The organism is Cryobacterium sp. N19 (assembly GCF_002929595.1).
Taxonomy (GTDB): domain Bacteria; phylum Actinomycetota; class Actinomycetes; order Actinomycetales; family Microbacteriaceae; genus Cryobacterium; species Cryobacterium flavum.
Window position 1 is genome coordinate 97647 of record NZ_PJJR01000049.1, and the last position, 24825, is coordinate 122471.

The 24825-nt window shown below is 64.6% G+C and carries 22 protein-coding genes; 11 read left to right on the forward strand and 11 right to left on the reverse strand.

Annotated features, from left to right (window positions below):
- Positions 1 to 61: 61 nt before the first annotated feature.
- The 9 genes from chvE to CXY78_RS08400 all read left to right on the forward strand — a co-directional run bounded on the left by chvE (position 62) and on the right by CXY78_RS08400 (position 11064).
- Positions 62 to 1186, forward strand: coding sequence for a multiple monosaccharide ABC transporter substrate-binding protein (gene chvE, locus CXY78_RS08360; RefSeq protein ID WP_092340391.1), 1125 nt, complete (start codon positions 62 to 64; stop codon positions 1184 to 1186).
- 77 nt (positions 1187 to 1263) lie between these two features.
- Positions 1264 to 2802 (forward strand): multiple monosaccharide ABC transporter ATP-binding protein, encoded by a 1539-nt coding sequence (mmsA, locus tag CXY78_RS08365; protein ID WP_092340390.1) that lies wholly within the window; start codon positions 1264 to 1266, stop codon positions 2800 to 2802.
- A complete protein-coding gene (mmsB, locus tag CXY78_RS08370; RefSeq protein ID WP_092340389.1) occupies positions 2802 to 3983 on the forward strand; it encodes a multiple monosaccharide ABC transporter permease in 1182 nt (393 codons plus the stop codon). The genes mmsA and mmsB overlap by 1 nt, the downstream gene beginning before the upstream one ends.
- Before the next feature lie 432 nt (positions 3984 to 4415).
- Positions 4416 to 4649, forward strand: coding sequence for a glutaredoxin-like protein NrdH (gene nrdH, locus CXY78_RS08375; RefSeq protein ID WP_035880942.1), 234 nt, complete (start codon positions 4416 to 4418; stop codon positions 4647 to 4649).
- Positions 4650 to 4705: 56 nt separating this feature from the next.
- Positions 4706 to 5110: a class Ib ribonucleoside-diphosphate reductase assembly flavoprotein NrdI gene (nrdI, locus tag CXY78_RS08380; protein WP_092340388.1), complete on the forward strand. Its 405-nt coding sequence runs from the start codon at positions 4706 to 4708 to the stop codon at positions 5108 to 5110.
- A 29-nt stretch (positions 5111 to 5139) separates the two neighbouring features.
- On the forward strand, positions 5140 to 7245 hold the full coding sequence (nrdE, locus tag CXY78_RS08385) for a class 1b ribonucleoside-diphosphate reductase subunit alpha (RefSeq protein ID WP_104089188.1): 2106 nt from the start codon (positions 5140 to 5142) through the stop codon (positions 7243 to 7245).
- A 37-nt stretch (positions 7246 to 7282) separates the two neighbouring features.
- The gene (gene nrdF, locus CXY78_RS08390; RefSeq protein WP_092340387.1) at positions 7283 to 8260 is read left to right on the forward strand and encodes a class 1b ribonucleoside-diphosphate reductase subunit beta; all 978 of its coding nucleotides are present in this window, start codon (positions 7283 to 7285) and stop codon (positions 8258 to 8260) included.
- Between the two features lie 105 nt (positions 8261 to 8365).
- Positions 8366 to 9745: an FAD-binding oxidoreductase gene (locus CXY78_RS08395; protein ID WP_104088979.1), complete on the forward strand. Its 1380-nt coding sequence runs from the start codon at positions 8366 to 8368 to the stop codon at positions 9743 to 9745.
- Positions 9742 to 11064, forward strand: a complete 1323-nt coding sequence (locus CXY78_RS08400; RefSeq protein ID WP_104088981.1) for a class I SAM-dependent methyltransferase — start codon at positions 9742 to 9744, stop codon at positions 11062 to 11064. Before CXY78_RS08395 ends, CXY78_RS08400 begins: the two co-directional genes overlap by 4 nt.
- 52 nt (positions 11065 to 11116) lie before the next feature.
- On the opposite strand, the gene CXY78_RS08405 is transcribed toward CXY78_RS08400, so the two are convergent.
- The 6 genes from CXY78_RS08405 to CXY78_RS08430 form a co-directional block, all read right to left on the reverse strand.
- Positions 11117 to 12472 (reverse strand): ABC transporter permease, encoded by a 1356-nt coding sequence (locus tag CXY78_RS08405; RefSeq protein WP_233206130.1) that lies wholly within the window; start codon positions 12470 to 12472, stop codon positions 11117 to 11119.
- Positions 12469 to 13200: an ABC transporter ATP-binding protein gene (locus CXY78_RS08410; RefSeq protein ID WP_092340384.1), complete on the reverse strand. Its 732-nt coding sequence runs from the start codon at positions 13198 to 13200 to the stop codon at positions 12469 to 12471. The genes CXY78_RS08405 and CXY78_RS08410 overlap by 4 nt, the downstream gene beginning before the upstream one ends.
- On the reverse strand, positions 13157 to 14731 hold the full coding sequence (locus CXY78_RS08415) for a hypothetical protein (protein ID WP_233206131.1): 1575 nt from the start codon (positions 14729 to 14731) through the stop codon (positions 13157 to 13159). The genes CXY78_RS08410 and CXY78_RS08415 overlap by 44 nt, the downstream gene beginning before the upstream one ends.
- On the reverse strand, positions 14732 to 15685 hold the full coding sequence (locus CXY78_RS08420; RefSeq protein ID WP_104088982.1) for a hypothetical protein: 954 nt from the start codon (positions 15683 to 15685) through the stop codon (positions 14732 to 14734). It lies immediately after the preceding gene.
- A 610-nt stretch (positions 15686 to 16295) separates the two neighbouring features.
- Positions 16296 to 17060 carry an MBL fold metallo-hydrolase gene (locus tag CXY78_RS08425; protein ID WP_092340382.1) on the reverse strand — a complete coding sequence of 255 codons (765 nt, stop codon included), beginning with the start codon at positions 17058 to 17060 and terminating at the stop codon, positions 16296 to 16298.
- A gap of 64 nt (positions 17061 to 17124) precedes the next feature.
- Positions 17125 to 18180: a 2,3-butanediol dehydrogenase gene (locus CXY78_RS08430; protein ID WP_092340381.1), complete on the reverse strand. Its 1056-nt coding sequence runs from the start codon at positions 18178 to 18180 to the stop codon at positions 17125 to 17127.
- A gap of 152 nt (positions 18181 to 18332) precedes the next feature.
- Between CXY78_RS08430 and CXY78_RS08435 the strand changes: the two genes are divergently transcribed.
- Entirely contained in the window at positions 18333 to 19091 is a 759-nt protein-coding gene (locus CXY78_RS08435; protein WP_092340380.1) for an NUDIX hydrolase, read from the forward strand.
- Between the two features lie 5 nt (positions 19092 to 19096).
- On the opposite strand, the gene CXY78_RS21635 is transcribed toward CXY78_RS08435, so the two are convergent.
- Positions 19097 to 20248, reverse strand: a complete 1152-nt coding sequence (locus tag CXY78_RS21635; RefSeq protein WP_233206142.1) for a hypothetical protein — start codon at positions 20246 to 20248, stop codon at positions 19097 to 19099.
- A gap of 41 nt (positions 20249 to 20289) precedes the next feature.
- Positions 20290 to 21243, reverse strand: coding sequence for a hypothetical protein (locus CXY78_RS08445; protein WP_233206132.1), 954 nt, complete (start codon positions 21241 to 21243; stop codon positions 20290 to 20292).
- A gap of 220 nt (positions 21244 to 21463) precedes the next feature.
- Between CXY78_RS08445 and CXY78_RS08450 the strand changes: the two genes are divergently transcribed.
- Positions 21464 to 21820 (forward strand): VOC family protein, encoded by a 357-nt coding sequence (locus tag CXY78_RS08450; protein WP_104088984.1) that lies wholly within the window; start codon positions 21464 to 21466, stop codon positions 21818 to 21820.
- Positions 21821 to 21984: 164 nt separating this feature from the next.
- On the opposite strand, the gene CXY78_RS08455 is transcribed toward CXY78_RS08450, so the two are convergent.
- The 3 genes from CXY78_RS08455 to CXY78_RS08465 all read right to left on the reverse strand — a co-directional run bounded on the left by CXY78_RS08455 (position 21985) and on the right by CXY78_RS08465 (position 24617).
- A complete protein-coding gene (locus CXY78_RS08455) occupies positions 21985 to 22848 on the reverse strand; it encodes a universal stress protein (protein ID WP_104088985.1) in 864 nt (287 codons plus the stop codon).
- 126 nt (positions 22849 to 22974) lie between these two features.
- The gene (locus CXY78_RS08460) at positions 22975 to 23535 is read right to left on the reverse strand and encodes a flavodoxin domain-containing protein (protein WP_092340377.1); all 561 of its coding nucleotides are present in this window, start codon (positions 23533 to 23535) and stop codon (positions 22975 to 22977) included.
- Positions 23536 to 23561: 26 nt separating this feature from the next.
- On the reverse strand, positions 23562 to 24617 hold the full coding sequence (locus CXY78_RS08465) for a zinc-dependent alcohol dehydrogenase family protein (protein ID WP_092340376.1): 1056 nt from the start codon (positions 24615 to 24617) through the stop codon (positions 23562 to 23564).
- Between the last annotated feature and the right edge of the window lie 208 nt (positions 24618 to 24825).

The window sequence follows — 24825 nt, forward strand, 5'->3', positions numbered from 1 at the left end:
AATATCTCAATCGCCGCCTTGACATCATCGTCGAAAATATAGAAATTCGAAGGGAAACACAGTGAAGACACGAAAGGTCCTTATCGGCATTGCTGCCATTGGACTCGCACTCACGCTCGCGGCCTGCTCGGGAACCCGTGGTGGTTCGACCACCACGACTGACGCTGCGGGAGCCAACAAGGGTGCGCTCATCGGGGTGGCCATGCCAACCAAGACCTCCGAGCGGTGGATCAAAGACGGCGACGCCGTCAAAGCCGACCTGGAGGCGCTCGGTTACAAGGTCGACCTTGAGTACGCGGATGACAAGATCCCCACGCAGGTGCAGCAGATCAGCAACATGCTCACTAAGGGCGCGAAGATCCTCATTATCGCCTCAATCGATGGAACAGCGCTGAGCGACCAGCTTGACCAGGCCGGCAAGTCGGGCGTCAAGGTCATCGCATACGACCGCCTGATTAACGGCAACAAAAACGTCGACTACTACACCACGTTCGACAACTTCAAGGTTGGTGTCGACCAGGCATCCAGCCTGCTCACCGGCCTGGGCATCCTCGATGCTTCCGGTAAGGACACCAGCGAGGCCGGCCCGTTCAATGTTGAGCTGTTCGCCGGAAGCCCCGACGACAACAACGCGACGTTCTTCTTCAACGGCGCGATGGAGACCCTGCAGCCTTACATCGACAAGGGCGTTCTCAACGTCAAGAGTGGCCAGACTGGTTTCACGCAGGTCGCCACGTTGCGTTGGGACCCCTCGACAGCACAGAAACGGATGCAGAACCTCATCGCCAGCACATACTCGGACGGCAGCAAGGTTGACGGTGTGCTGTCCCCGTATGACGGCCTCTCCATCGGCATCATCTCGGCGCTGACAAGCTCGGGTTACTCCGCGGACGCCCTGCCGGTCATCACCGGCCAGGACGCTGAAGCTGCGTCGGTCAAGTCGATCATCTCGGGCCAGCAGTATTCAACGATCTACAAGGACACTCGCCAACTGGGCAAGGAAGCCGTGAAGATGGCCGATGACATCCTGAACGGCAAGATCCCGGAGGTCAACGACACGAAGAGTTATAACAACAAGGTCAAGGACGTCCCGACCTTCCTGTTCCAGCCCACCGTGGTCACCATCGACAACTACAAGGAGGTTCTCGTCGATAGCGGGTACTACACCGAAGCCGACCTGAAGTAAGTCCCCCTCCTCAACAGGTCGTGGCGGTGGGGAACCGCCGCCACGACTACCCCTCAGGCATGAAAGAAGGAGCAACGGTGACAACCAACATTCTCGAGATGCGCGGCATCACGAAGACCTTCCCAGGTGTCAAGGCACTCCAGGATGTCTCCCTCGCGGTCGAACGCGGCCAGATTCATGCTATTTGTGGTGAGAACGGTGCGGGAAAGTCCACCTTGATGAAGGTGCTGAGTGGCGTTTACGCGCACGGCAGTTACGACGGCGAGATCGTTTTCGAGAACGAGACCGTCGAGTTCAAGACCATCAACGAGTCCGAGGCCACGGGCATCGTTATCATCCACCAGGAGCTCGCGCTGAGTCCCTACCTGTCGATCGCCGAGAACATCTACCTCGGCAACGAGCAGCAGACGAATGGCTGGATCGACTGGAATAAGACCAACCGCGAGGCGGCCAAACTCCTCGCCAGAGTGGGGCTGAAAGACAACCCCATCACGAAAGTAACCGACATCGGCGTCGGCAAGCAGCAACTCGTGGAGATCGCGAAGGCGCTCTCCAAGGAGGTGAAGCTGCTCATCCTGGATGAGCCGACCGCCGCTCTCAATGACGAGGACTCAGCGCACCTGCTTGATCTGATCAAGCACCTGAAAGGCCAAGGGATCACCTCGATCATGATCAGCCACAAGCTGAATGAGATTAAGGCAATCGCCGACAAGGTCACGATCATCCGAGATGGCAAGACCATTGAGACCCTCGACATGCACAAGGATGAGATTTCGGAGGAGCGCATCATCAAGGGGATGGTTGGCCGAGACCTGGGGAGTCGGTATCCGGACCACACGCCGCACATCGGCGAAGAGATCCTGCGCGTAGAGGACTGGACTGTCTACCATCCACTGCACCATGATCGTATGGTCGTCAAGGACGCCAATATCCACGTGAAAGCGGGCGAGATTGTAGGCATCGCTGGCCTCATGGGGGCCGGGCGCACCGAGCTGGCGATGAGCGTCTTCGGCCACAGTTACGGGGCCAAAATCTCGGGGCGAGTGTTCAAGAATGGGGTGCTGATCAAGACCAACACGGTCTCGGCGGCCATCGGCCACGGCCTTGCCTATGCCACTGAGGACCGCAAACACTTCGGTCTCAACCTGATCGAAAACATCCAGCGCAATATCTCGCTGGCCGCGCTGCAGAAGCTGGCACGGAGCGGCTGGGTCGATGCGAACCGCGAGTCCACCGTCGCGGAAGGCTTTCTCAAAAGTATGAACATCAAGGCACCGAGCGTGGAAGCAATTACCGGCAAGCTCTCTGGCGGGAATCAGCAAAAGGTCGTGCTCTCGAAGTGGATGTTCTCAGACCCCGACGTGCTCATCCTGGACGAGCCCACCCGTGGTATCGACGTGGGTGCTAAGTACGAAATCTATGGAATCATCAATCGGCTCGCCGATGAGGGGAAGGGGGTCATCGTCATTTCTTCCGAGCTGCCGGAGCTACTCGGTATCTGCGATCGTATTTACACTCTGGCGGAGGGGCGTATCACCGCGGATGTGCCACGCAGCCAGGCCACAGCCGAATATCTCATGCAACGAATGACCCAGGAAAGGGACAAGGAAAGCTGATGACTGTCTTCAGATCCTCACTCGACTATCTCGCCGGACAGCTCCGCCAGATCGGCCTGTTCATCGCTCTGATTGCCATCATCATTTTCTTCCAAGTGGCGACTTCAGGAATTACGCTGAAGCCGATCAACGTGTCGAACCTGATCGTGCAGAACAGCTACATCCTTATCCTCGCGGTCGGTATGGTCATGGTGATCATCGCGGGCCATATCGATTTGTCGGTGGGCTCGGTTGTGGCCTTCGTTGGCGCGATGTCGGGGGTCATGATCACCCAATGGCATATTCCGTGGTGGGGGGCCATCATTCTCTGCCTGATCCTGGGTGCGCTCGTGGGAATGTGGCAGGGGTTCTGGATCGCCTACTTTGGCATACCGGCCTTCATCGTCACCTTGGCCGGCATGCTCACATTCCGTGGTCTCACTCAGATCGCTCTGCAAAACCAGCAAATCTCGCCGTTCCCTGACGAGTTCCGTGCGCTTGGCAGTGGGTTCCTGCCGGACCTCGGGGGCGGAACGAGTCTGCTGGAACCGCTGACAGTGGGGCTGGGATTACTCGCAACCGTCCTGCTGGTGGCTCAGGGCGTGAGATCTCGCATGGCGCGCAGGAAGTACGACGTGGAAGATGAACCGCTAGCGTGGTTCCTGGTCAAGCTCGTGTTCACCGCTGGACTGATCCTATTGATAACGTTCCTGCTCGCCAGCTACCGTGGCACTCCGATCGTGCTCGTCGTGCTCGGCATTCTCACCGTGGGATATTCCGCAGTGATGTCTCGAAGCGTCTTCGGGCGACATGTGTACGCGCTTGGCGGGAACAGGCTCGCGGCGGCCCTCTCGGGTGTAAAGACCAAGCGGGTCACGTTCTTGCTCTTCGTTAACATGGGCGTTATCGCGGCCCTCGCCGGCCTGGTCTTCACCGCACAGCTGAACCTCGCCAATCCCAAGGCCGGTGATGGCTTCGAACTTGATGCAATTGCGGCCGTATTCATCGGTGGCGCGGCGGTTACGGGCGGTATCGGCACGGTGACCGGTGCCATCATCGGTGGCCTGATCATTGGGATCCTGAACAACGGTATGTCGATTCTCGGTGTGGGAACAGAGTTCCAACAGCTCATCAAGGGGCTCGTGCTGTTGGGCGCCGTGGCTTTCGACGTCTACAACAAGCGTCGTTCCGGCAGTCACTGACCGAATTCGACTCACGATAGAGCCCCGACTGTCTTCGGACGTCGGGGCTCTCGTGTGCCTGGGGCCAGCCGATACGACACGCCGCCCGAGATTCCACAGGCAAAATAATGTTCCGGGCGGTGCCTGTGGATAACCCGGTGCAGTTCCGCGGAATGTCGGCGGTTTTGCGCCGGGGGACTGTGGGCAACGTGTGGAATGTCGGTGGATAACTACACAAATGTAATTACTGCATGTAGTGGCTATTGAGCGTAGCGATCACTAGATGTAGTATTGAAACTCTAGTCAGGCACTACAGCCCGACAGTACGCTTGCTCACTTTGAACGACGATTTCTGACGAATACTCGCCGGAAATCGAAGAGTTTCATCGAACATACTTGCGAAGTATATCGAACAGTTTTAGACTTGACCTGCCAAGAAGAAAGGCCATAATCATGGCAATCACCGTTTACACGAAGCCCTCCTGCGTGCAGTGCACGGCCACCTACCGTGCCCTCGACAACAAGGGCATCGAGTATGAGGTGCTCGACCTCTCGGTCGACGAAAACGCCCTCGAAGCTGTCAAGGCATTGGGCTACCTGCAGGCGCCCGTCGTGATCACCGACGAAGAGCACTGGTCGGGCTTTCGTCCAGACAAGATCAACGCACTCGCTGCTCGCCTCGCGTAGCCACCACCAGCACACCCCCGCCTCAACGCGCCGCCCGATCAGAATCGCCAGACTAGATGACTGACATCGTGTACTTCTCGAGCACCTCGGGCAACACTGCCCGGTTTGTCGAGAAACTTGGTCGAACGGCAGCGCGAATCCCGCTTCATGCGCGTGAGGAGCCGCTCGTCGCCCAGGAGCCGTTCGTGCTCTGCGTGCCCACCTATGGTGGTGGCAGTGTGGGCGGGGCGGTGCCCAAGCAGGTCATCAAGTTTTTGAACAACGAGACCAATCGGTCGTTGATTCGCGGCGTCATCGGCGCCGGCAACATGAATTTCGGTACGGCATACTGCCTGGCTGGCGACATCATCGCCGCCAAGTGCAAGGTGCCCCACCTCTATCGCTTCGAAGTATTTGGAACACCGGATGATGTGCGCATCGTTCACGACGGATTGGAAGAATTTTGGAAACAACAGCCGTGAAGATCACGCCCATCGATGCACCGTCGGGCATGGACTACCACTCGCTCAACGCGATGCTCAACCTGTACGGCCCGAACGGGGAGATCCAGTTCGACAAGGACCGCGAGGCTGCCCGCGAGTTCTTCCTGCAGCACGTCAACCAGAACACCGTGTTCTTTCACTCGCTGCGCGAGCGCCTCGACTACCTGGTCGAGAAGGAATACTACGAACAGGCCGTACTCGACCAGTACTCGTTCGAGTTCATCACGAGCCTGAACGACCTCGCGTACTCGAAGAAGTTCCGTTTTCAGAGCTTCCTCGGTGCCTTCAAGTACTACACCTCGTACACGCTGAAGACCTTCGACGGCAAGCGTTACCTCGAGCGTTTCGAAGACCGCGTCGTCATGACCGCGCTGGGTCTCGCCTCCGGTGATGAGAAGCTCGCCGTCGCCCTGGTCGAAGAGATCATCGCCGGACGCTTCCAGCCCGCGACCCCCACGTTTTTGAACTCTGGCAAGGCTCAGCGCGGCGAGCTCGTCTCGTGCTTCCTGCTGCGCATCGAAGACAACATGGAGTCGATCTCCCGCGGCATCAACTCCTCGTTGCAGCTCTCCAAGCGTGGCGGCGGCGTGGCGCTGCTGCTGAGCAACATTCGTGAGGCCGGCGCGCCGATCAAGCAGATCGAGAACCAGTCCAGCGGCATCATTCCCGTGATGAAGCTGCTCGAAGACTCCTTCAGCTACGCCAACCAGCTCGGTGCCCGCCAGGGCGCGGGAGCGGTCTACCTGCAGGCGCACCACCCAGACATCATGCGTTTTCTCGACACCAAGCGTGAGAACGCCGACGAGAAGATTCGCATTAAGACCCTCTCGCTCGGCGTCGTCATTCCCGACATCACCTTCGAGCTCGCCAAGAACGACGAGTGGATGTACCTCTTCTCGCCGTACGACGTGGAAAAGGTCTACGGCGTGCCCTTCGCCGACATCTCCGTGACCGAGAAATATCACGAGATGGTCGACAACCCCCGCATCAAGAAGTCCAAGATGAAGGCGCGCGAGTTCTTCCAGACCCTCGCGGAGATCCAGTTCGAGTCCGGCTACCCGTACATCATGTTCGAGGACACCGTCAACAAGGCGAACCCGATCGAGGGTCGTATCAACATGTCGAACCTCTGCTCCGAGATTCTGCAGGTGAACACCCCGACCACGTACAACGAGGACCTCTCGTACAACGAGATCGGCAAGGACATCTCCTGCAACCTCGGCTCGATGAACATCGCCCTGGCGATGGACTCCGGCAACCTCGGTCGCACCGTGAACGCGGCCATCCGTGGCCTGAACGCGGTGTCCGAGCAGAGCCACATCAGCTCGGTTCGCTCCATCGAAGACGGTAACGACCGTTCGCACGCCATCGGCCTTGGCCAGATGAACCTGCACGGCTACCTGGCCCGCGAGCGCATCTACTATGGCAGCGAAGAAAGCATCGACTTCACCAACATCTACTTCTACACGGTGTTGTTCCACGCGTTGACGGCCTCCAACGCCATCGCCATCGAGCGCGGTGGCACCTTCGAGGGCTTCGAGAACTCCACCTACGCCTCCGGTGCGTTCTTCGACAAGTACACCGACCAGGTCTGGGAGCCGACCACCGCCCGCGGCGCCGAGCTGTTCAGCCAGGCCGGGGTGTCGATTCCCACACAGGCGGATTGGGCCGAGCTCAAGGCATCCGTTGTGAAGCACGGTATCTACAACCAGAACCTGCAGGCCGTGCCGCCCACCGGGTCGATCTCGTACATCAACAACTCCACCGCGTCGATCCACCCGATCGCAGCGAAGATCGAGATCCGCAAGGAAGGCAAGCTGGGCCGCGTGTACTACCCGGCGCCGTTCATGACGAACGACAACCTGGACTACTACCAGGACGCCTACGAGATCGGCTACGAGAAGGTCATCGACGTGTACGCGGCGGCGACGCAGCACGTGGACCAGGGCCTCTCGCTGACGCTGTTCTTCAAGGACACCGCCACCACCCGCGACATCAACCGCGCCCAGATCTACGCGTGGAAAAAGGGCATCAAGACCATCTACTACATCCGTCTGCGTCAAATGGCCCTTGAGGGCACTGAGGTTGAGGGTTGCGTCTCGTGCGCGCTGTAACTTTTCTGAACACCGGAATGTCTATGAAGGACGAATCATGAGTAGCCCCAAGGTCAAGTTGGTGTCGCATGTTGATGCGATCAACTGGAACAAGATCGAAGATGAGAAAGATGTCGAGGTGTGGAACCGCCTCACCAACAACTTCTGGCTGCCCGAGAAGATCCCGCTGAGCAACGACATCCAGTCGTGGAACCAGCTCACCCCGGTGGAGCAGCAGCTCACCCTGCGCGTGTTCACCGGGCTGACCCTGCTCGACACGATCCAGGGCACCGTCGGCGCCGTCTCGCTCATCCCCGATGCGATCACGCCGCACGAGGAAGCCGTGTACACGAACATCGCGTTCATGGAATCCGTGCATGCCAAAAGCTACTCGTCGATCTTCTCGACCCTGAGCAACACCAAGGACATCGACGAGGCGTTCCGCTGGTCGACCGAGAACGAGAACCTGCAGCGCAAGGCCTCGATCGTGATGGACTACTACCAGGGCGACGACCCGCTGAAGCGCAAGGTGGCCTCGGTTCTGCTCGAGTCCTTCCTGTTCTACTCGGGCTTTTACCTGCCCATGTATTTCTCCAGCCGGGCCCGCCTCACCAACACGGCCGACCTCATCCGCTTGATTATTCGTGACGAAGCGGTGCACGGCTACTACATCGGCTACAAGTTCCAGAAGGGCCTTGAGAAGGCCACTCAGGAACGTCGCGACGAGATCAAGGACTACGCCTTCAACCTCGTGTTCGAGCTGTACGAGAACGAGGTGCAGTACACGCAGGACCTGTACGACGAGGTCGGCTTGACCGAAGACGTGAAGATGTTTCTGCACTACAACGCCAACAAGGCGCTGATGAACCTCGGCTACGAGGCGATCTTCCCGAAGGACGTCTGCGACGTGAACCCGGCGATTCTCTCGGCGCTCTCACCCAACGGCGACGAGAACCACGACTTCTTCTCGGGTTCGGGTTCGTCGTATGTCATCGGCAAGGCTGTTGTGACCGAGGACGACGACTGGGACTTCTAGAGGAGCGTCTGGTGCGGGAAGGGCGGAGGCTTGGGCCACCGCTCTTATTGCTCGCCTAGTGAATTACCGGTCGCGGCGGATGCCGCATGGGACTAACGTGATGGTGTGCCCGCTGCTGTGGTCAACGCCCAGAGCGCTCACGCCGCAGGCGTGCAGCGCCTTCTGCAGCGCTATCGGGCCGTCCCGGCAACGGCCCCGATTCGACTGGCCAAGCGCACCTCGAATCTGTTCCGAACCCGATCGAAGACCGGGGCGACAGGCCTCGACACGTCCGGCCTGACCGGCGTCATCTCAGTGGATGCTGCGGCGCAAACGGCGGACGTGGCCGGCATGTGCACCTACGACGACCTCGTCGCCGAGACGCTGCGCTACGGGCTGGTGCCGTTGGTCGTGCCACAGCTCAAGACCATCACCCTTGGCGGCGCGGTCACCGGCCTCGGCATCGAGTCGACGTCGTTCCGCAACGGCCTGCCCCACGAGTCGGTGCTCGAACTGGACGTCCTGACCGGCGCCGGAGAAGTGCTGACCGTATCATCGAGCGAGAACACCGCGCTGTACCGCGCCTTCCCCAACTCCTACGGAACTCTGGGCTACGCGGTGCGCCTGCGCATCGAACTCGAACCCGTCAAACCCTTCGTCGCTCTCGCGCACGTGCGGTTCCACTCGCCCGTCGATTTGGTCGCCGCTATAGACGGCATCATGGCCACCGGCAGCCTCGACGGCGTCGCGGTTGACTATCTCGACGGCGTGGTGTTCAGCGCCGACGAAAGCTACCTCTGCGTGGGTAGACAGACTGGCGCGCCCGGCCCGGTCAGCGACTACACCGGCCAACAGATCTACTATCGCTCCATGCGGCACGAGCGCGGCGTGACAACCGACCGCCTCACGATCTACGACTACCTGTGGCGCTGGGACACGGACTGGTTCTGGTGCTCTGAGGCGTTTGGCGCGCAGCATCCGCTTATTCGTCGGTTCTGGCCCGCGCGCTACCGCCGCAGCAGCTTCTACGCCACGCTGATGCGGATCGAACAGCGGTTCCACCTTGGCGATCGCCTTGAGAAACTGCACGGCAAGCCGCCCCGTGAGCGGGTGGTGCAAGACGTCGAGCTGCCCCTGGAGCGGTGCACGGAATTTCTGGATTGGTTCCTCGAGACCGTACCGATCGCTCCGATTTGGCTGTGCCCGCTGCGCTTGAGAGCCGACGATCGCTGGCCGCTCTACCCGATTCGACCGCGACAGAGTTACGTGAACGTCGGGTTCTGGTCGACGGTGCCGGTTGGGCAGGTCGAGGGCGAGACGAACCGGCTGATCGAACGCAAGATCGGCGACCTTCACGGGCACAAATCGCTCTACTCCGACTCCTACTACTCACGGGAGGAGTTCGACGAACTCTACGGCGGGGACGTCTATCGGGCCGCGAAGAAGCGGTACGACCCCGATTCCCGCCTCCTCGACCTCTATGCGAAGGCGGTGCAACGACAGTGACCACGTTCAAGGATCAGTCGATACAGACGACGGATGCCCCGGCGGGCAAGTTCACCCTCGCGCAGGTTCTGGAGATTCTGGCCGGCGGTCGCCTCCCGGTGAGCTTCACCGCTTACGACGGGAGCACGGCGGGACCACCGGATGCGCCGTTCGGGCTGGACCTTCTGGTCCCGCGCGGCACGACCTACCTCGCTACCGGCCGCGGTGACCTCGGACTGGCCCGCGCCTATATCGCCGGCGACCTCGACATCCACGGTGTGCACCCCGGTGACCCCTATGAGCTGCTCAAGGCGCTCGCCAACAGCCTCGAGTTCACCCGGCCACGCGCGCGGATGATGGTGGACATCATCCGCTCTATCGGTGTGAGGCAGTTGCGCCCGATCAGTCCGCCGCCGGAAGAAGCGCAGGCTCGATGGCGCCGCGTCGCCAGCGGGCTGCGGCACAGCAAGACACGTGACGCCGAAGCGATCCACCACCACTACGACGTGTCGAACCGGTTTTACGAGTGGGTGCTCGGGCCATCGATGACGTACACCTGCGCCTGCTACCCAGACAGCGACGCCCCCCTCGACCAGGCGCAGGAGAACAAGTACCGGCTCGTGTTCGAGAAGTTGCGGTTGAACCCCGGCGACCGGTTGCTCGATGTCGGCTGCGGCTGGGGCAGTATGGTGCGCTACGCCGCCCGCCGCGGCATCCGCTCCACCGGTGTGACGTTGTCGAGAGAGCAGGCTGAGTGGGCGCAGCGGGCCATCGCCGACGAGGGCCTGAGCGATCTGGCGGAGGTTCGATTCGGTGACTACCGCGACATCACCGAAACCGGCTTTGACGCCGTGTCATCCATTGGGCTGCTCGAGCACATCGGCGTGCGCAACTATTCGTCGTACTTTCGTTTTCTGCAGGACAGACTGCGCCCCGGAGGCTTGTTGCTCAACCACTGCATCACCCGGCCAGAGAACCGCACCGAGCCGGCGACCCGAGGCTTCATCGATCGCTATGTCTTTCCCGACGGAGAGCTCACCGGCTCGGGCCGGATCATCAGCGAGGCGCAGGATGTGGGTCTGGAGGTGCTGCACGAGGAGAACCTGCGCCAGCACTACGCGCTGACGCTGCGCGATTGGTGCGCCAACCTGGTCGAGCATTGGGACGAGGCGGTCGAGGAGGTCGGGCTGCCCACGGCAAAGGTGTGGGGGCTGTACATGGCGGGCTCGAGGCTCGGGTTCGAGAGCAATGGGATCCAACTGCACCAGGTGCTGATGACCAGGCCCGACGAACGTGGCGGTGTCGGCGAACTGCCGTTGCGGTCGTGGTGGACGCCGTAACCGTAGCCCGGCTCGGTGAGAAAACGGTTCAACGTGCGGCGGCCGGAACCCCTCAGGTTCCGCCGCGCAGGGCCGTGATCGGCTCGATGTTGGAGGCGCGCACCGCCGGGTAAGCGCCGGCGGCGAGGCCGACGACGGTTCCGAGCAGGGCCGCGCCGATGGCGACTACGGGATCGAGGATGGGCGTCCAACCCTGCAGCAGCGACACGACGACCACCGCGAACACCCCGAGAGCCGAGCCGATCAGGCCGCCGAGCAGCCCGATCACCGCCGACTCCACGATGAACTGCCGGGCGATGTCGCGTTTGGTAGCACCGAGGGCCCGGCGCAGACCGATCTCACCGACCCGTTCCATCACCGAGAGCAGGGTGACGTTGGCGATGCCGAGACCGCCAGCGAGCAGGGCGAGAATGCCGAGCGTGAGAAAGACAACGTTGATGTCGGCCTGAATGTTGTCTTGCAGTGACGAGGCGGTGGCTGGTGCCTGCACCGTGAAGTTCTCGGGAGCATTCGGGTCGAGCGCGATCGGTGCCTGCCGCGCTACGAGTGTGCCGGCGCCGACAGCGATCTGCACGTGCAGTTCGGCCGGAGCGGTCAGGGCGAAGTCGGCGCGGGCGGTGCCCATCGGCAGAATCACAGCGTCGAGCAGGTTGGCGCGGCGTTCGACGCCGTCGATGATGCCGATGACGGTGTAGGGAACGTCGCCGATGAAGATCGACGGCTGCGAGTCGACCCGGTTTATGCCGAGCGTCTCGGCCGCCCGCGCGCCGAGCACGACCACCCGATCGGCACGCTCGTCATGGCCGGCATCGAAGTAGCGCCCGGTGACGATGTTGCCGCGCACTGCCGCGAGCAGGCCCGGCGAGGTGGCGATGACGGCGGGACTCAGAGTCTGCGCGGCCGAGGGATCGTTCACCGGAACAGACGTGATGAGCTGGCCGGCCACGTCGATATCGGCCACGAGACCCGCGCGTTCCACCCCCGCCAGGCGATCGAGCCGCTCCGGGGCATCCCACGGCAGCCGACTGGTGGCCTGCTCGGCGCCGCTCGAGTTGCGGGTCGTGGCCGGTTCGATCATGACCTGGGTCGCCGAAACGGCGTCGAACTGGCTGGAAATCTGCCCGGCGGCGGTCTGCGCGAACCCGATCGTGACGACGAGCGAGGCGATGCCGAGCACGGTTCCGAGGGTTGTCATGATGAGTCGGCTGGGACGTGCCCCGACGCCGTAGCTCGCCTCCACCAGCAGGTCCTGAACCGAGAACCGGTCGGCACGGCGAATGACCGGAACGATGCTGGCGGCGCCAGGTGCCAGTTCAGTGGATGCCGTCAGATCGTCCCCCGAGACAGTCTCGGGGACGGCGGCGGCGCGGGAACGGCGGCGCAGCATCCGCTTGAAGGAAAACGTCACGACAACTCGCTCAGGCGACCGTCGGTGATGCGCACGCGCCGCTCGGCCCGATCGCTCACCGCCTGGTCGTGGGTGATGACGATGAGGGTGAGGCCGTCGGCGTGCAGTTCCTCGAAGAGATCCATGACCTCGCCGCCGGTGGTCTCGTCGAGGTTTCCGGTGGGTTCGTCGGCGAGCAATAGCTCGGGCGAGGCGACGACGGCGCGGGCCACCGCCACGCGCTGGCGTTCACCGCCGGAGAGGGGGCCGGGCAGAAAGTCGAGGCGGTGGTTGAGCTTCACCCGGTCAAGGGCGGCGCGGGCGCGGTCCTCGCGTTCGGCGCGCGGCACGCCGCTGTACAGGGTGGCGAGCAGCACGTTGTCGAGCACGGTGCGGTGCGGCAGCAGGTGAAAGGCCTGAAAGACGAAGCCGATGGTGCCGCCGCGCACGATGGCGCGCTGCTTCTCGTCGAGCAGGCTCGTGTCCCGGCCGTCGAGGTGGTATTCGCCCACGCTCGGCCGGTCGAGCAGGCCGAGCAGGTTGAGCATGGTCGACTTACCCGAGCCGCTGGGGCCGACGATCGACAGGTAGTCGCCGCGCTCCACCCGCAGGTTGACCGATTTGAGCGCCTGCACCTCGGGCGGACCGGGGAACGACCGCGTGACGTTGACCAGTTCGACGACCGGGGCTGTCAGCACCGGCCCATCACCGGCCCACCACGACGAGGTCGCCGGCCGTGAGTGAGCCATCGACGGCGGTGATCTCGACGAACCCTTCGGCGGCGAGCCCGGTCGTCACCTCGACCAGCACGGTCTCGGCGTTGTCGCCGGGGTCGAACTCGACCCGGGATTCACCGCCAGGCCCGGCGGTCAGCGCGGCGAGCGGAACGGCGAGCACTTCGCCCTCGGTCGAGCTGACCGGGATGCGCACGCGCACGTTGCTGCCCTGCACGGCCTGGATCTGTTCGTCGGTGAGCGCGTCGGGCGCGAACAGCACGGTGAACCGGCCGCTAGCCGTCTCGCCGCTGGCCGGTTCGGCCGGCAGGATCGAGCTGATCGTGGCGGGCTGGTCGCCGTCGGGCATGGCGAGCATGGCCGGGGCGCCGACTTCGAGCAGTGCGGCGTCGCTCGCCGTGGCCGAGCCGGAGATGACCAAGGTCGCGCCGGAGACGCGCATGACCGGTCCGGTGATGCTCGATCCGCGTTTCACGCTAATCTCGTCGACGCGGCGGGGCAGGCCGGGCAGGTAGAGCACTTCGCCGGCCGGCAGGTAGGCGAGCGCGCCGTCACGGGCGTCGCTCAGGGTTTCGCCGGCGCGGGTCAACTCGGCCTTGGCCGCGGTGACGGCGGCCTTCTCGGCGCTCGCGTCGCGGGGAGCGAGGGCCTGGGCCTGCCGTGCGAGGGCCAGGGTGACGGCGTCCTCGGCATCCGCTATCTGGGTCGGAGTGCCCGCGGCCTGCAGGTCGGCGAGGGCGCGCTGAGCGCTGCGCACCAGGTTGCCCTGTTCGACCACGTCAACGTTCGCGCTCGTGCCCTGCACGATGGTCAGCGCGCCGTTGGCACTGTCAACGGATGCCTGCGCGCTCGTCACCCCGGCTTCGGCACTGCTCACCGCGCTCGCGACGTCGGCGCCGCCGGTAGGTGCCGGATAGCCGACCTTGGCGTAGAGGGCAGTGACCGCGCTCGCCGTCTTCGCGTCGAACACGTCGGAGTCGAGCGCGCCGGCATCGATTCCGGCCGCGTTCAAACCCTGCTTGAACTGCAGAACGTCGGGGCCGGAAACGCCGACCCGCAGGGTGCGATAGACCGGCAGGTCGCCCGGCAAGACGATCACTGGGCGCCCGGTGACCTCGAGCGCGATCGACGCGGTATCGAATATGGCGGCGACCTCCGGAACCTGCCCGGTGACGATCGGCGCGCCGGCGAGTTCGCCGGTTTCAATGCTGACCTCCACCGAATCGGCATAGGTCGCGTCGCCGCGCATGGTGACGTCGTTGGCCAGTGTGCGGTTTTCGATGGGCACGGTGATGAGACCGCCGGCGGGAGCATCGGCATCCGCTGCCGCCTGCCCGGGTGAGACGATCAACTGGCCGAGCCCGAGGCCGGCCACGAGCGCGATGATGGCCACCGTGGCCATGACCCAGATCACCCGGTTACCGGCGAACAGGCGTCGCCAGCCCTGGCTGCGCGACCGGGCCGGCGAGGTGCCGGGGTCGATCGCGTCGATCACCTCGGTCGCGTCTTGCTCTGTAGCTGCTCGTCGCCAGAACAGGCGCGACACCTACTTGCCTTGCTCGTAGTCCGCGATGAGCGCGTCGAGCTCGGACTTGTGATCGGTGATGAACTGCTCTTCCAACTCGAACTGTACCTTGGTCGTTGCTTCGGTGTAGCCAAGGTCTTCCGCGCAGGTGAAGTCGGCCATGGCCAGTGCGAGTTCCTTCTCTCGCAGATCAGCGAGGATCGTCTCGTCGGGGGCAGCGCCCGTCTGGTCTTCGTAGAGCGCGTTTTGCTCATTCATGATCGACTCCTGGGCGTCCGCCTTCTTCGCGAAGGTCGCATACCCGGCATCGGCCATGCAGGCCGCCCATTCGGCGTCGAGCTTCACGATCGCGGGGGACGCCTGCAGGTCTTCATACATGAGGCTCATCGCGTCGTAGACCGCCGCGTGTTCTTCCTGCGATGGCTGGTCGCCGTTGACTTCCTGACTGGCGGAGCCGTAGCAGCCCGCCATCTCGTAGCTGTCGACGTAGGAGCCGTCGGCGAGCTCCTCTTCGGTGGGCTGCGGACCGTAGAGTGCTTCGCTGTACGCGGTTTGCTCGCTCTCGGACAGCGACGCCAGGTAGTCCTGGTTCGGGTCGACGAATTCCGCGCTCTGCGCCTCCTGCTCGGCGATCTGCTCCGGGGACTGGCTCATGCCGTAGCCGTTTTCGGCTACCCATTTCTCGGTTCCGTATTCGTCGGTGTCGGTCATCATGCCGCTGTACTGCGAGGCGTCGACGGGAGAGTAGTCGAAGCCCTCGTCGGACATGCAGGCAGCTACGAGTTCTTCCTGCTCGTTCTGCCCCGCGATCGCCGAGTCTTCGTCGAAGCCTTCGTAGATTCCCGACATGTACTTCTGCAGAGGGCCTTCGGCCGGGTCGAGCTTCTCGGCGGCCTTCTCGGCGCTGCAGCCCGCGAGCGTCAACGACAGCAGAGCGGCGGCGGCGATGGTCGTGAGTAGTGAGCGATGGCGCATGAAGTTCCCCTTTGAGCATGGTCTGGGCTGCGCCGGGTATCGATCGCCGCCCCCGATCTCCCCATAAGCTAGCGCATCGCGACGGCGAATAGGGGTGAACGCCAAGTTGCAGCGCTACAGTAACCATACCGTTCGGTCTGTTTCGGATGCAAGGCGGCCCTGGGTAACGCCTCGAAGCGGCAGATTGCGGGGGACGTCTGAGGCTTCCCGCATAACTCCTGCAATTTCTGGACCTTGACGATTAGACCCGCGTAATGACGGGAGAACTGAAAACCAACGAGACAGATTGCAGGAGTTATGACGTGGAGGGATGAGCGAGGCGCCGACGAACGTCACATAGGCGCCGTCGGCGTCGGGCGGATAGGGTTCAACCAGGAGTCATCTCCCGTTTTCACGTGATTGGAGAATGCACCATGGCCCAAAACCCCAAACAGAGCAACAAGGTTGCCCGCGCAGCCAGCTCAGGGGGCAGAAATGCCCGATTTAGCGCTGCAGCGGACACTGCCGCTGCGCGGGCGCGCGCCCTGACGGCCCGGACCCTCGAGGCCCGGGCACGTGCGGCTCGGACTACTGACGACAAAAAGCCCGACCAGTAGGCTCGCGAGCTCAGTCAGCGCTCGGCGCGCAGGTAGGCCAGCTGCGCTGTGACGGAGGCCTCGGCTGCGAACCGCACCGCGGCATCCGTTTGGACGTAAACGAGATCGGTGACCTGTGCCACCGTCGCTGTGGAACCGAGTTCGCCAAGCGCGGCCCGCACCTGATCGAGACGCTCGTGGCGGTGCGCCAGGTAGACCGTGCAGATGGCCGCTAGGTCGGGCAATACGGGGCCGTGCGCGGGCAGAACGGTGGCAGACCCGAGCGCGCGCAGGGTCTCGAGCGAGGCCAGGTAGTCGGCGAGGCTGTCGTCGATGATGGACGTACCGCGGCCGAGAATGGTGTCGCCGGTGAGTATAGAGCCGGCTTCGCCGTCGCCCGGCAGGTATAGGCAGACCGAGTCGTCGGTGTGGCCGGGGGTGGCGAGAACGCGGATGCTGGTGCTGGCGACCGCGAGCAGCTCCCCGTCGCTGAGTGGGTCACCATTCACGCAGAAGGCCGCATCGAACGCCCGCACCGGGGCTCCGGTGAGCTCGGCGAAACGAACGCTCGCCGCGGTGTGGTCGGCGTGCCGGTGCGTGATCAGCACGAGTTCCACCCGGCCGGCCGCGGCGAGGACCGCGAGGTGGCCCTCGTCGAGCGGCCCCGGGTCGACTACGACGATGCCGCTCGAGTCGGGTGCTCCGATGAGATAACTGTTGGTGCCGTCGAGCGTCATCGGCCCGGCGTTCGGCGCGAGCAGACTGCGGGTGAGCGGGCTCGTGCGCAGGATGGCGGGCATAGAAGGCAGCCTACTGCCGCGATCGGCGGCGTCCCCGACTGGAGGCGCCGCCGGTTAACCCGGATTACGGGTGCACGATGATCTTGACCGCGGTCTCGTTGTGGTTGATCAGCGTGTCGAAGCCCTGTGTGATCAGGTCATCGAGGGCGATGCGCCCGGTGATGAAGGGAGCCAGCTTGACCCGGCCGTCCTGCACGAGCTTGATCGTGGCCGGGTGATCGCGCACGTACGCGATCGTTCCGCGCAGGTCGATCTCCTTGAGCACGAGCTTCTGCATGTCGATGCTGGCCGGCTTGCCCCAGATCGACACGTTCACGATGACGCCGGCGGGCCGAACCGCGTCGAACAACTGGCCCAGCACAACGTTCACGCTGGTGCACTCGAAGCAGACGTCAGCTCCGTTGCCGCCGGTGAGTTCGCGCACCCGGGCGACGACGTCTTCCTTGCTGGGATCGAGCACGTGGTCGGCCACCCCGGTGACCCGCGCCTTCTCCTTGCGAGCCTCGCTGAGCTCGGACATGATCACGGTCAGGCCCTCGGCCTTGAGCACTGCGGCGACGAGCAGGCCGATCGGGCCGGCCCCGCCGATGAGGGCGACATCGCCGGCCTTGGCTCCACTGCGCACGAAAGCGTGGTGGGCAACGGACAGCGGTTCGATGAGCGCGGCTTCGTCGAGCGGGATATCGCCGATCGCGTGCACCCAGCGGCGGTCGACGACGACCTTCTCGCTGAGTCCGCCGCCTCCGCCGGCCAGGCCGATGAAGCCCATCTTCGTGCAGAGGTGGTAGTTGCCAGCCAGGCAGGGAGCACACTCGTTGCAGACGAAATAGGGTTCGACCACGACGTTGTCGCCGACGGCGAGGTCGGTCACACCCTCGCCGAGCGCGGTGACGGTGCCGGAGAACTCGTGCCCGAGCGTGACCGGTTCTTCTTCGTGCGAGAGCGGGTGGGGGTGTCCCTCGGCCGGAATGAAGATCGGCCCTTCGAGGTACTCGTGCAGGTCGGTTCCGCAGATTCCGCACCAGGCGACGTCGATGGCGACGGCTCCCGGTCGAAGTTCGGGTGCGGGAATGTCCTCGATGCGAATGTCTGCCGGGCCGTGAAAACGAGCTGCCTTCATGATGCTTCACTACTCCTTGCACCGAAACAGCGACGGTACCCTCGTGGCACCGGCGATACGCTTCGGCTCACTTTCAGCCTACTGGCCGGGTCGTTCCGATACCGGGCGTTAGGGTGGATCACACTGCACGACCTGACACCAAAGGACCGGCGATGACGCACGATACCGAACCAGTGCCCCTGGGGGTCGCGGCGACCGTCGTTCTGTTGCGTGACAGCTCCGCCGGGCCGGAAGTGCTGCTGCTCGAACGCCCCCGTCACCGCGGGTCTTTCGCTGGGGCGTGGGTGTTTCCGGGCGGCGGCGTCGACCCGGGCGATCGACGGCAAGCGGATGCCGCAGCGCCGGCCGGCAGCGCCAGCCGCGCCGTGCAGGCTCCCGACCGCCGCTCGGCGGCTTGGGCCGAGACCGTCGAGCAACTCGCCGCCCGTCGGGCGGCCGTGCGCGAGGTGCGAGAGGAGACCGGGCTCGAGGTCGAGCCAGACTCTCTCGTGGCGACGGCGCTGTGGGTTCCGCCGTCGAGCGCCCCGAAGCGGCTGCGCACCTGGTTCTACGTCACGACGGCACCGCCCGGTTCCATCGCGCTCGCCGAAGACGAAGTCATCGACTACGCCTGGCTGCGGCCGGAAGCGGCGCTTCAGCGGCACGCATCCGCTGTGATGACCCTGGTCGCGCCGACCTGGGTGACCCTGCACGGGCTGCAGGGGTACGGGACGGTGGCCGAAATCGTGGCCAGTGCCGGGCGGCGCGGACTGGCGCACTACGAAACCCGGCTTGGTGCGAGCGAGCGCGGGCCGGCGCTGTTCTGGGCGGGGGACGTCGCGTACGCCGATGACGCGCTCGCTGAGCGGGATGGCGGGCGGCACCGTCTCGAAATCGGCCAGGTACCGTGGGTGTACAGCGTTCGGGAGTGACCTTCTCAGTACCAGTTGTTGGTCTCGGAGTGCTCCCAGGCGCCGCAGGGCGTGCCGTAGCGTGAGGCGATGTAGCCGAGGCCCCAGCTGATCTGAGTGGCCGGGTTGGTCTGCCAGTCATCGCCGGCCGAAGCCATCTTGCTTCCGGGCAGGGACTGCGGAATTCCGTACGCGCCGCTGCTGGCGTTGTAGGCGTTCACTCGCCAGCCGGACTCGCGCTGCCACAGGGAGACCAGGCAGGTCAGCTCGGCGTCGCCCCAGCCCCTGGCTGCCACCTGGGCCGCAGCAATGCGCTGGGCGCCGGGGCGGTCGACGGTACCGCCGGTCGGGGGAACGACCGGAACGACCGGGCTGGTCGGGACACTGGGAACGGTCGGTTGCTCGCCCGCATCCCCGGCTCCGGCGTTTTCTGCGGCCTGCCGCTGTTGCTCTTCGTAGTCGTGCTGCGCGGTCACGCCGGTGCGGTACTGCCGTTCCACCTCCGCGGACGTGTTCTTGAGGGAGGCCAGCTGGGCATAGAGAACATCGCTGGACGCCTGCTTGCGGGCAACTTCGGCATCCGCTGACTGCTGCGCCGTCTCGGTAGCCGCCAGAGCTGACAGGGTCTCGTCGTGCAGGCGATCGCGCTCCCGTGTCTTCATGTCGGCCTGAGCGGTGAGGGCTGCCGCCGCGTTGCGCTCGGTATCGGCCTGCTCGGTGATCAGGCCCGCCTGCTCCGTGAGCCGGGACATGGCGCCGAGCTGAAAGAGCAGGTCGTTGGCCTTCCCGCCATCGAAGAGGGCGCCCACGGCGAGGCTGCTGCCGCCGGAACGGTAGAGCTGGGCGCCGAGCACGCCGAGGCGCTCACCGCTCGCATCAGCCCGAGCGGATGCCGCATCCGCTCGGGCCGTCAGCACCGTTTGCTGGGTGGTCGCCTTCTCGAGCTCAGCCTGAGCCACCGCAGCGAGCGCGGTCTCGGTCACGGCCGTATCGCCGAGAGCGGCCGCGCGCGCCTGCAGGCCATCGAGCGCGGACTCGATCCGTTTCACCTCGGCGGCCGTGGCGGTCTCGCTCGACCGGGCGGCGTCAACCTCGGCCCAGGTGGGGTAATCGTCGGCTGCCGACGCCGAGGGCGCTGCTGCAACGATCGACGCGAGGACAACGGCGAGGCAGGTCACTTGCGCCAATCGCCGCAGGCTTGGACCGCGCGCGAACTGACTCACGGTGTGGGGATCAGCGTCGGAACACGGCAGCCCTGGCCGCCGACATAGTTGAGGCAGTCGTCGAACAGCACTGAGAACGGTTCGAGGGTGGAGACTCCGAACCAGGCGTTGTAGAACAGCCAGAAATTGAGGTTGCCGTAGGTCGAGCATCCGTCGCCCTCGTCGCCGGCCTTCGCGAGGGCGACCGGGTTGGGCTGGTACGGCGTGTAGTTGTAGAGATTGGCGGTGGCCTGATTTTTGATGGCGACGGTGGAGGCGCCGCACTCGGCGTTGGGGTTGAAGCCCACGTCGACGCTGCCGATCTGGAACGCCCGGTCGGGCTCCTGGGTGTACTGCCGAAACTGCCAGGCCGCGTTGTAGACCTGGTTGAAGAAGCCGAAGTACTGGGCGTCGCAGTCCGCGGTGTCCGGGCAGCCGTAGCCGGTGGCGCGCAGATAACCGGATGCGCTGGGCCGGGTCAGCAGCGACTGCTCCTTCTGCAGCAGCACCAGCAAGACCTCTGGGCTGATCGTGCAGGCCGCCGCGATCTTCGCGATGATGCGGGCGGCCGATTCGTTCTCAGCGCCGGTGTACGGCAGGCAGTGCCCGTCGCCCTTGGCTGGCTGGCTGGTCGTCGTCTCGCGGTACTCCCAGAGGCACGGCACGCCGTCGCTCGGCCGGCAGGAGCGAGCCTCGAGAAAATCCTGGATGCCGCTCTCGGGGAGGGCGTCCGGGTTGAAGAAGTTGTAGTCGCTGATGATGAGGCCGGGGTCGAAGGTGGCGGGGTCGATCAGTGTGGGGTCGGAGGCGTCCCGGGCGGTGGCCGCGGCGGCTGGGGCGACTGTGGAAGTGGGAGCGGCGGCTGTGGCTGGCGGGGCCGGGCTGGCGATGAGCGTCGCCGCGAGCCCGACGAGGGCCACTCCGGTCGCCAGAATGCGCAGGGAACGGCGGGGCAGCGCAAAGGAGCTCATATCAAAACCCTAACCGGGCTCGGCAAGCTTGTGGCACTTGCGGGAGCCGGGCATCCGCTCGTCGTGGCACTCCTCAGAGGACCGGGCACTCACTCCTACGGGTGCCGCCATCTCCAACGAGTGCCGCGAGCTCGCCCGGCGGCTCCGACCGACGCGACCCGGGCCATGCGCGGCCGGTCGGGGTGCGGTGGCGACACCAAGCGTGAACCGAGGAGGCCCCATGACCATCAATCATCTTCTCGCCGTCGTTCCGGTGGCCGATTTTGAGGCCGCACACCGCTGGTACGAACGACTCCTCGGCCGTCGGGCCGACAATGCTCCCATGGCCGGTCTGCTCGTGGAATGGCGGATGACCGACAACGGATGGCTGCAGCTCACTCACGATGAGACCCGCGCCGGCACCGGCCTGCTCAATTTCGCCGTCGATGACCTGCCAGCGCACCCCGCCGAACTGCACGGTCGCGGGCTGGAACCGGGCGAGATCGTGCAGGCGAACAAGGGCGTGCAGCTCTCCACCATCGTCGACCCGGAGGGCAACACGATCACCTTCATCGGGCACTTTCGCGAGGTCTATTAGCCCTGTTTCTGCCTACGCGGGAGCTGCGCCGCTGCGCGCGAGGCGCAACTGGGGCGCACTGGCGCAAGTCCAGCGCGGCGCGACGCGCGGGAGTACCGGCCAGGCCACAACTCCCGCGCACCGGCGCAAGTCCAGCGCAGCGAGCCGGAGAACCCGGCGACCGCTCACGCGGACGGCGCGGGGATGACCACCATGGGCGACTGGATGTTGAGCACGATCGAGTGGCTCACCGACCCGAGCAGCAGTTTCGAGATGCCCTTCTGCCCGTGATCACCGACGACGAGCAGCGCAGCCCCACGGGCCGCATCGAGCAGCGCCGATTGCGGGGCTCCCCGCACCAGTGAGGCCCGAATAACGAGCGACGGAAAGCGGCGAGCCACGGCCAGCAGCGATTCGTCGAGGATGCGCCGATGGGAGGTCTCGAGCGTCTGGAGGAACCAGGCGTCGGGTTCGGTCGTGTCGCGCCAGACCAGCGGTTCCTGCCAGGCGTGGATCGCGTACAGTTCTTGACCGGTGCGGTCGGCCTCCTCGGCGGCGAAGTCCACGGCGGCATTCGACGCGGCCGAACCGTCGACGCCGACAACGATGCCCGAGTGAGGTTTGCTGTCACCCTCCGGGATGATCGCGATCGGTCCGTTGGCCGAACCGGCCAGCCTGGCCCCCATCGACCATTCGTAGCGCAGGGTCGACCCGCGGCGGCGGTGCGTTCCGACCACGACGAGGGTATCGGCTCCGCTCAGGGCACGCAGTTCGGTGATCGGGTCGCCGGAGCGCAGATCGGCATGCACGGTGAGATCCGGGAATTTTGCGCTCACCCGGTCGGCGTCGTCCTTGAGCACCTCCCGGGCGCGCACCGTGGCGGATTCCTCGGTGAAGTAATCAGCCGATGACACGGTGCGATCGAGGATGCGCACCAGGTTGAGTTCGCCGTCGTTGTTGCGGGCGAGCGACCAATCGAGGGCTGCCCTGGCGGGTTCCGACCCGTCCCAGGCGACGACCGTCTGGCTCCGTGTGAGCGTGTGTGTCATGAGAAAATCCCTTCTTCGGGGGCGGGCCACGAGCGGGAATGTCGTGTGAGCGTCACCAACGAGTGTTCTTCACGTTAGCCATCGGCGGCACCCCCGAGTAGGGCCTTAAGTCACATCCCGAGTGATTCAGGCGGTGGTGATTGCGCCCGTAAACGGATGCTGGGGGCCCGGCGCCGACCGCTCCCGCAACATGGTGCCCCACGCCTCGGCGCGCCGCACCTCGCCCGGCACCAGCGCAATGCTCTTGTTCACCAGAAAACTCGTCGCGTCGGCGATGACGTCGGCGCCGGCGGCGAGCAGGTTCTTGCTGATGCTCTTGGCGGCGTGCCCGGTCAGCAGGATCGGGCCCTCCTGCCGGGTGTCGAACGCCGCAGCGCGGCAGGCCAGCCCGTTCAGGGACGCGAGCCATTCGCGCACGCCGGAGCCGGCGGCATCCGCTTCGAGGTGCAGGGTGTGCTGGGGCGTGATGGCGGCGTCGATCGCGCCCTGACGGGTGCTCGGTCGGCTCATGCCGTGCACGTGGGTGGGGCCGCCGACCACGAGCAGGTCGACCTGCGACAGGTCAACGCCCGCGGCCTGATTCGTGGGCACGAGGATCACCTCGGCCGGGGCCAGGCCGCGCCCGATCGCCTCGGCGACGAGACGAGTGTTGCCGTACATCGATTCGTAGACGATCAGGGCGCGCATGAAACCTCCAGGCAGTGGGCGCGGAACTAGCGGGAAAGGACGACCTTGAGGGCCTTGGTTTCGGCCGCGCGGCCGAAGGTGTCGTAGGCCTCGAGGAACTGATCGAAACTGAAGTGGTGCGTGACGAGTTTCTCGGCCGCCAGCTTCTTGCTCGCAACGAGCTTCAGCAGCATCTTCGTGGTGTTGGCGTTGACCAGGCCCATGCTGATGTTGATGTTCTGGATCCACAGGTTCTCCAGGTGCAGGTCGACGGGCTTGCCGTGCACGCCCACGTTGGCGACGTTGCCGCCGGGGCGCACGATCTCGGTGGCCATGGTGAAGGTCTGCGGTATGCCGACGGCCTCGATGGCGACGTCGACGCCGGCGCCGTCGGTGAGCGCGAGGACTTGTTCCTTCCAATCCGCCGCACCGGAGACGACCGTGTCGGTGGCGCCGAAGTCTCGGGCCCGTTCGAGGCGGTTTTCGTCGAGGTCGATGGCGATGATGCTCGCGGCCCCGTAGAGTCCGGCGGTGGCGATGGCGGCCAGCCCCACCGGGCCGGCGCCGATCACGGCGACGACATCGCCGGGCTTGACCCGGCCGTACTGCACGCCGATTTCAAAACCGGTCGGCAGAATGTCGCTGAGCATGACGCCCTGGTCGTCACTGACGCCCTCGGGCAGCTTGTGCAGGGAGTTGTCGGCGTAGGGCACGCGCACGAACTCGGCTTGGGTGCCGTCGATGAGGTGGCCGAAGACCCAGCCGATGCCGGAGGCGCCCTCATCACCGAGGCAGTGCGAGTACAGCCCATTGCTGCAGTTGCTGCAGTGGCCGCAGCTCTTGATGCAGGAGATGATGACGCGGTCGCCGACCTTGAGGTTGCTCACCGCTGAGCCGATTTCGGTGATCGTGCCGACGCCCTCGTGGCCGAGGATGCGCCCGACCGTGACGGCGGGCACATCGCCCTTGAGAATGTGCAGGTCGGTGCCGCAGATCGTGGTGGTGTCCACGCGCACGATGGCATCCGTCGAACTGTGCAGCTTCGGGTCGGGAACGTCGGTCCAGCTCTTTCGACCGGGACCGCCATAAACCAATGCCTTCATGGGTATCTCCTTGATTCTTAGAATGTGGGCGGGCAGAAGGCCCGTCAGAACTACGTTAAGACCGGCGGGCCGAGGGCGGCTAGGGCCGAAAGTCCCGCCCTGTGCGGCCACAGATTGGGCACCTAATCGGGACTTCCGGCCCTACTTGTTGGAACCCGCTGCTGACAGGATGGGTGTGAGGCGATGGGGCATCAGCTCCGCGCTCGTG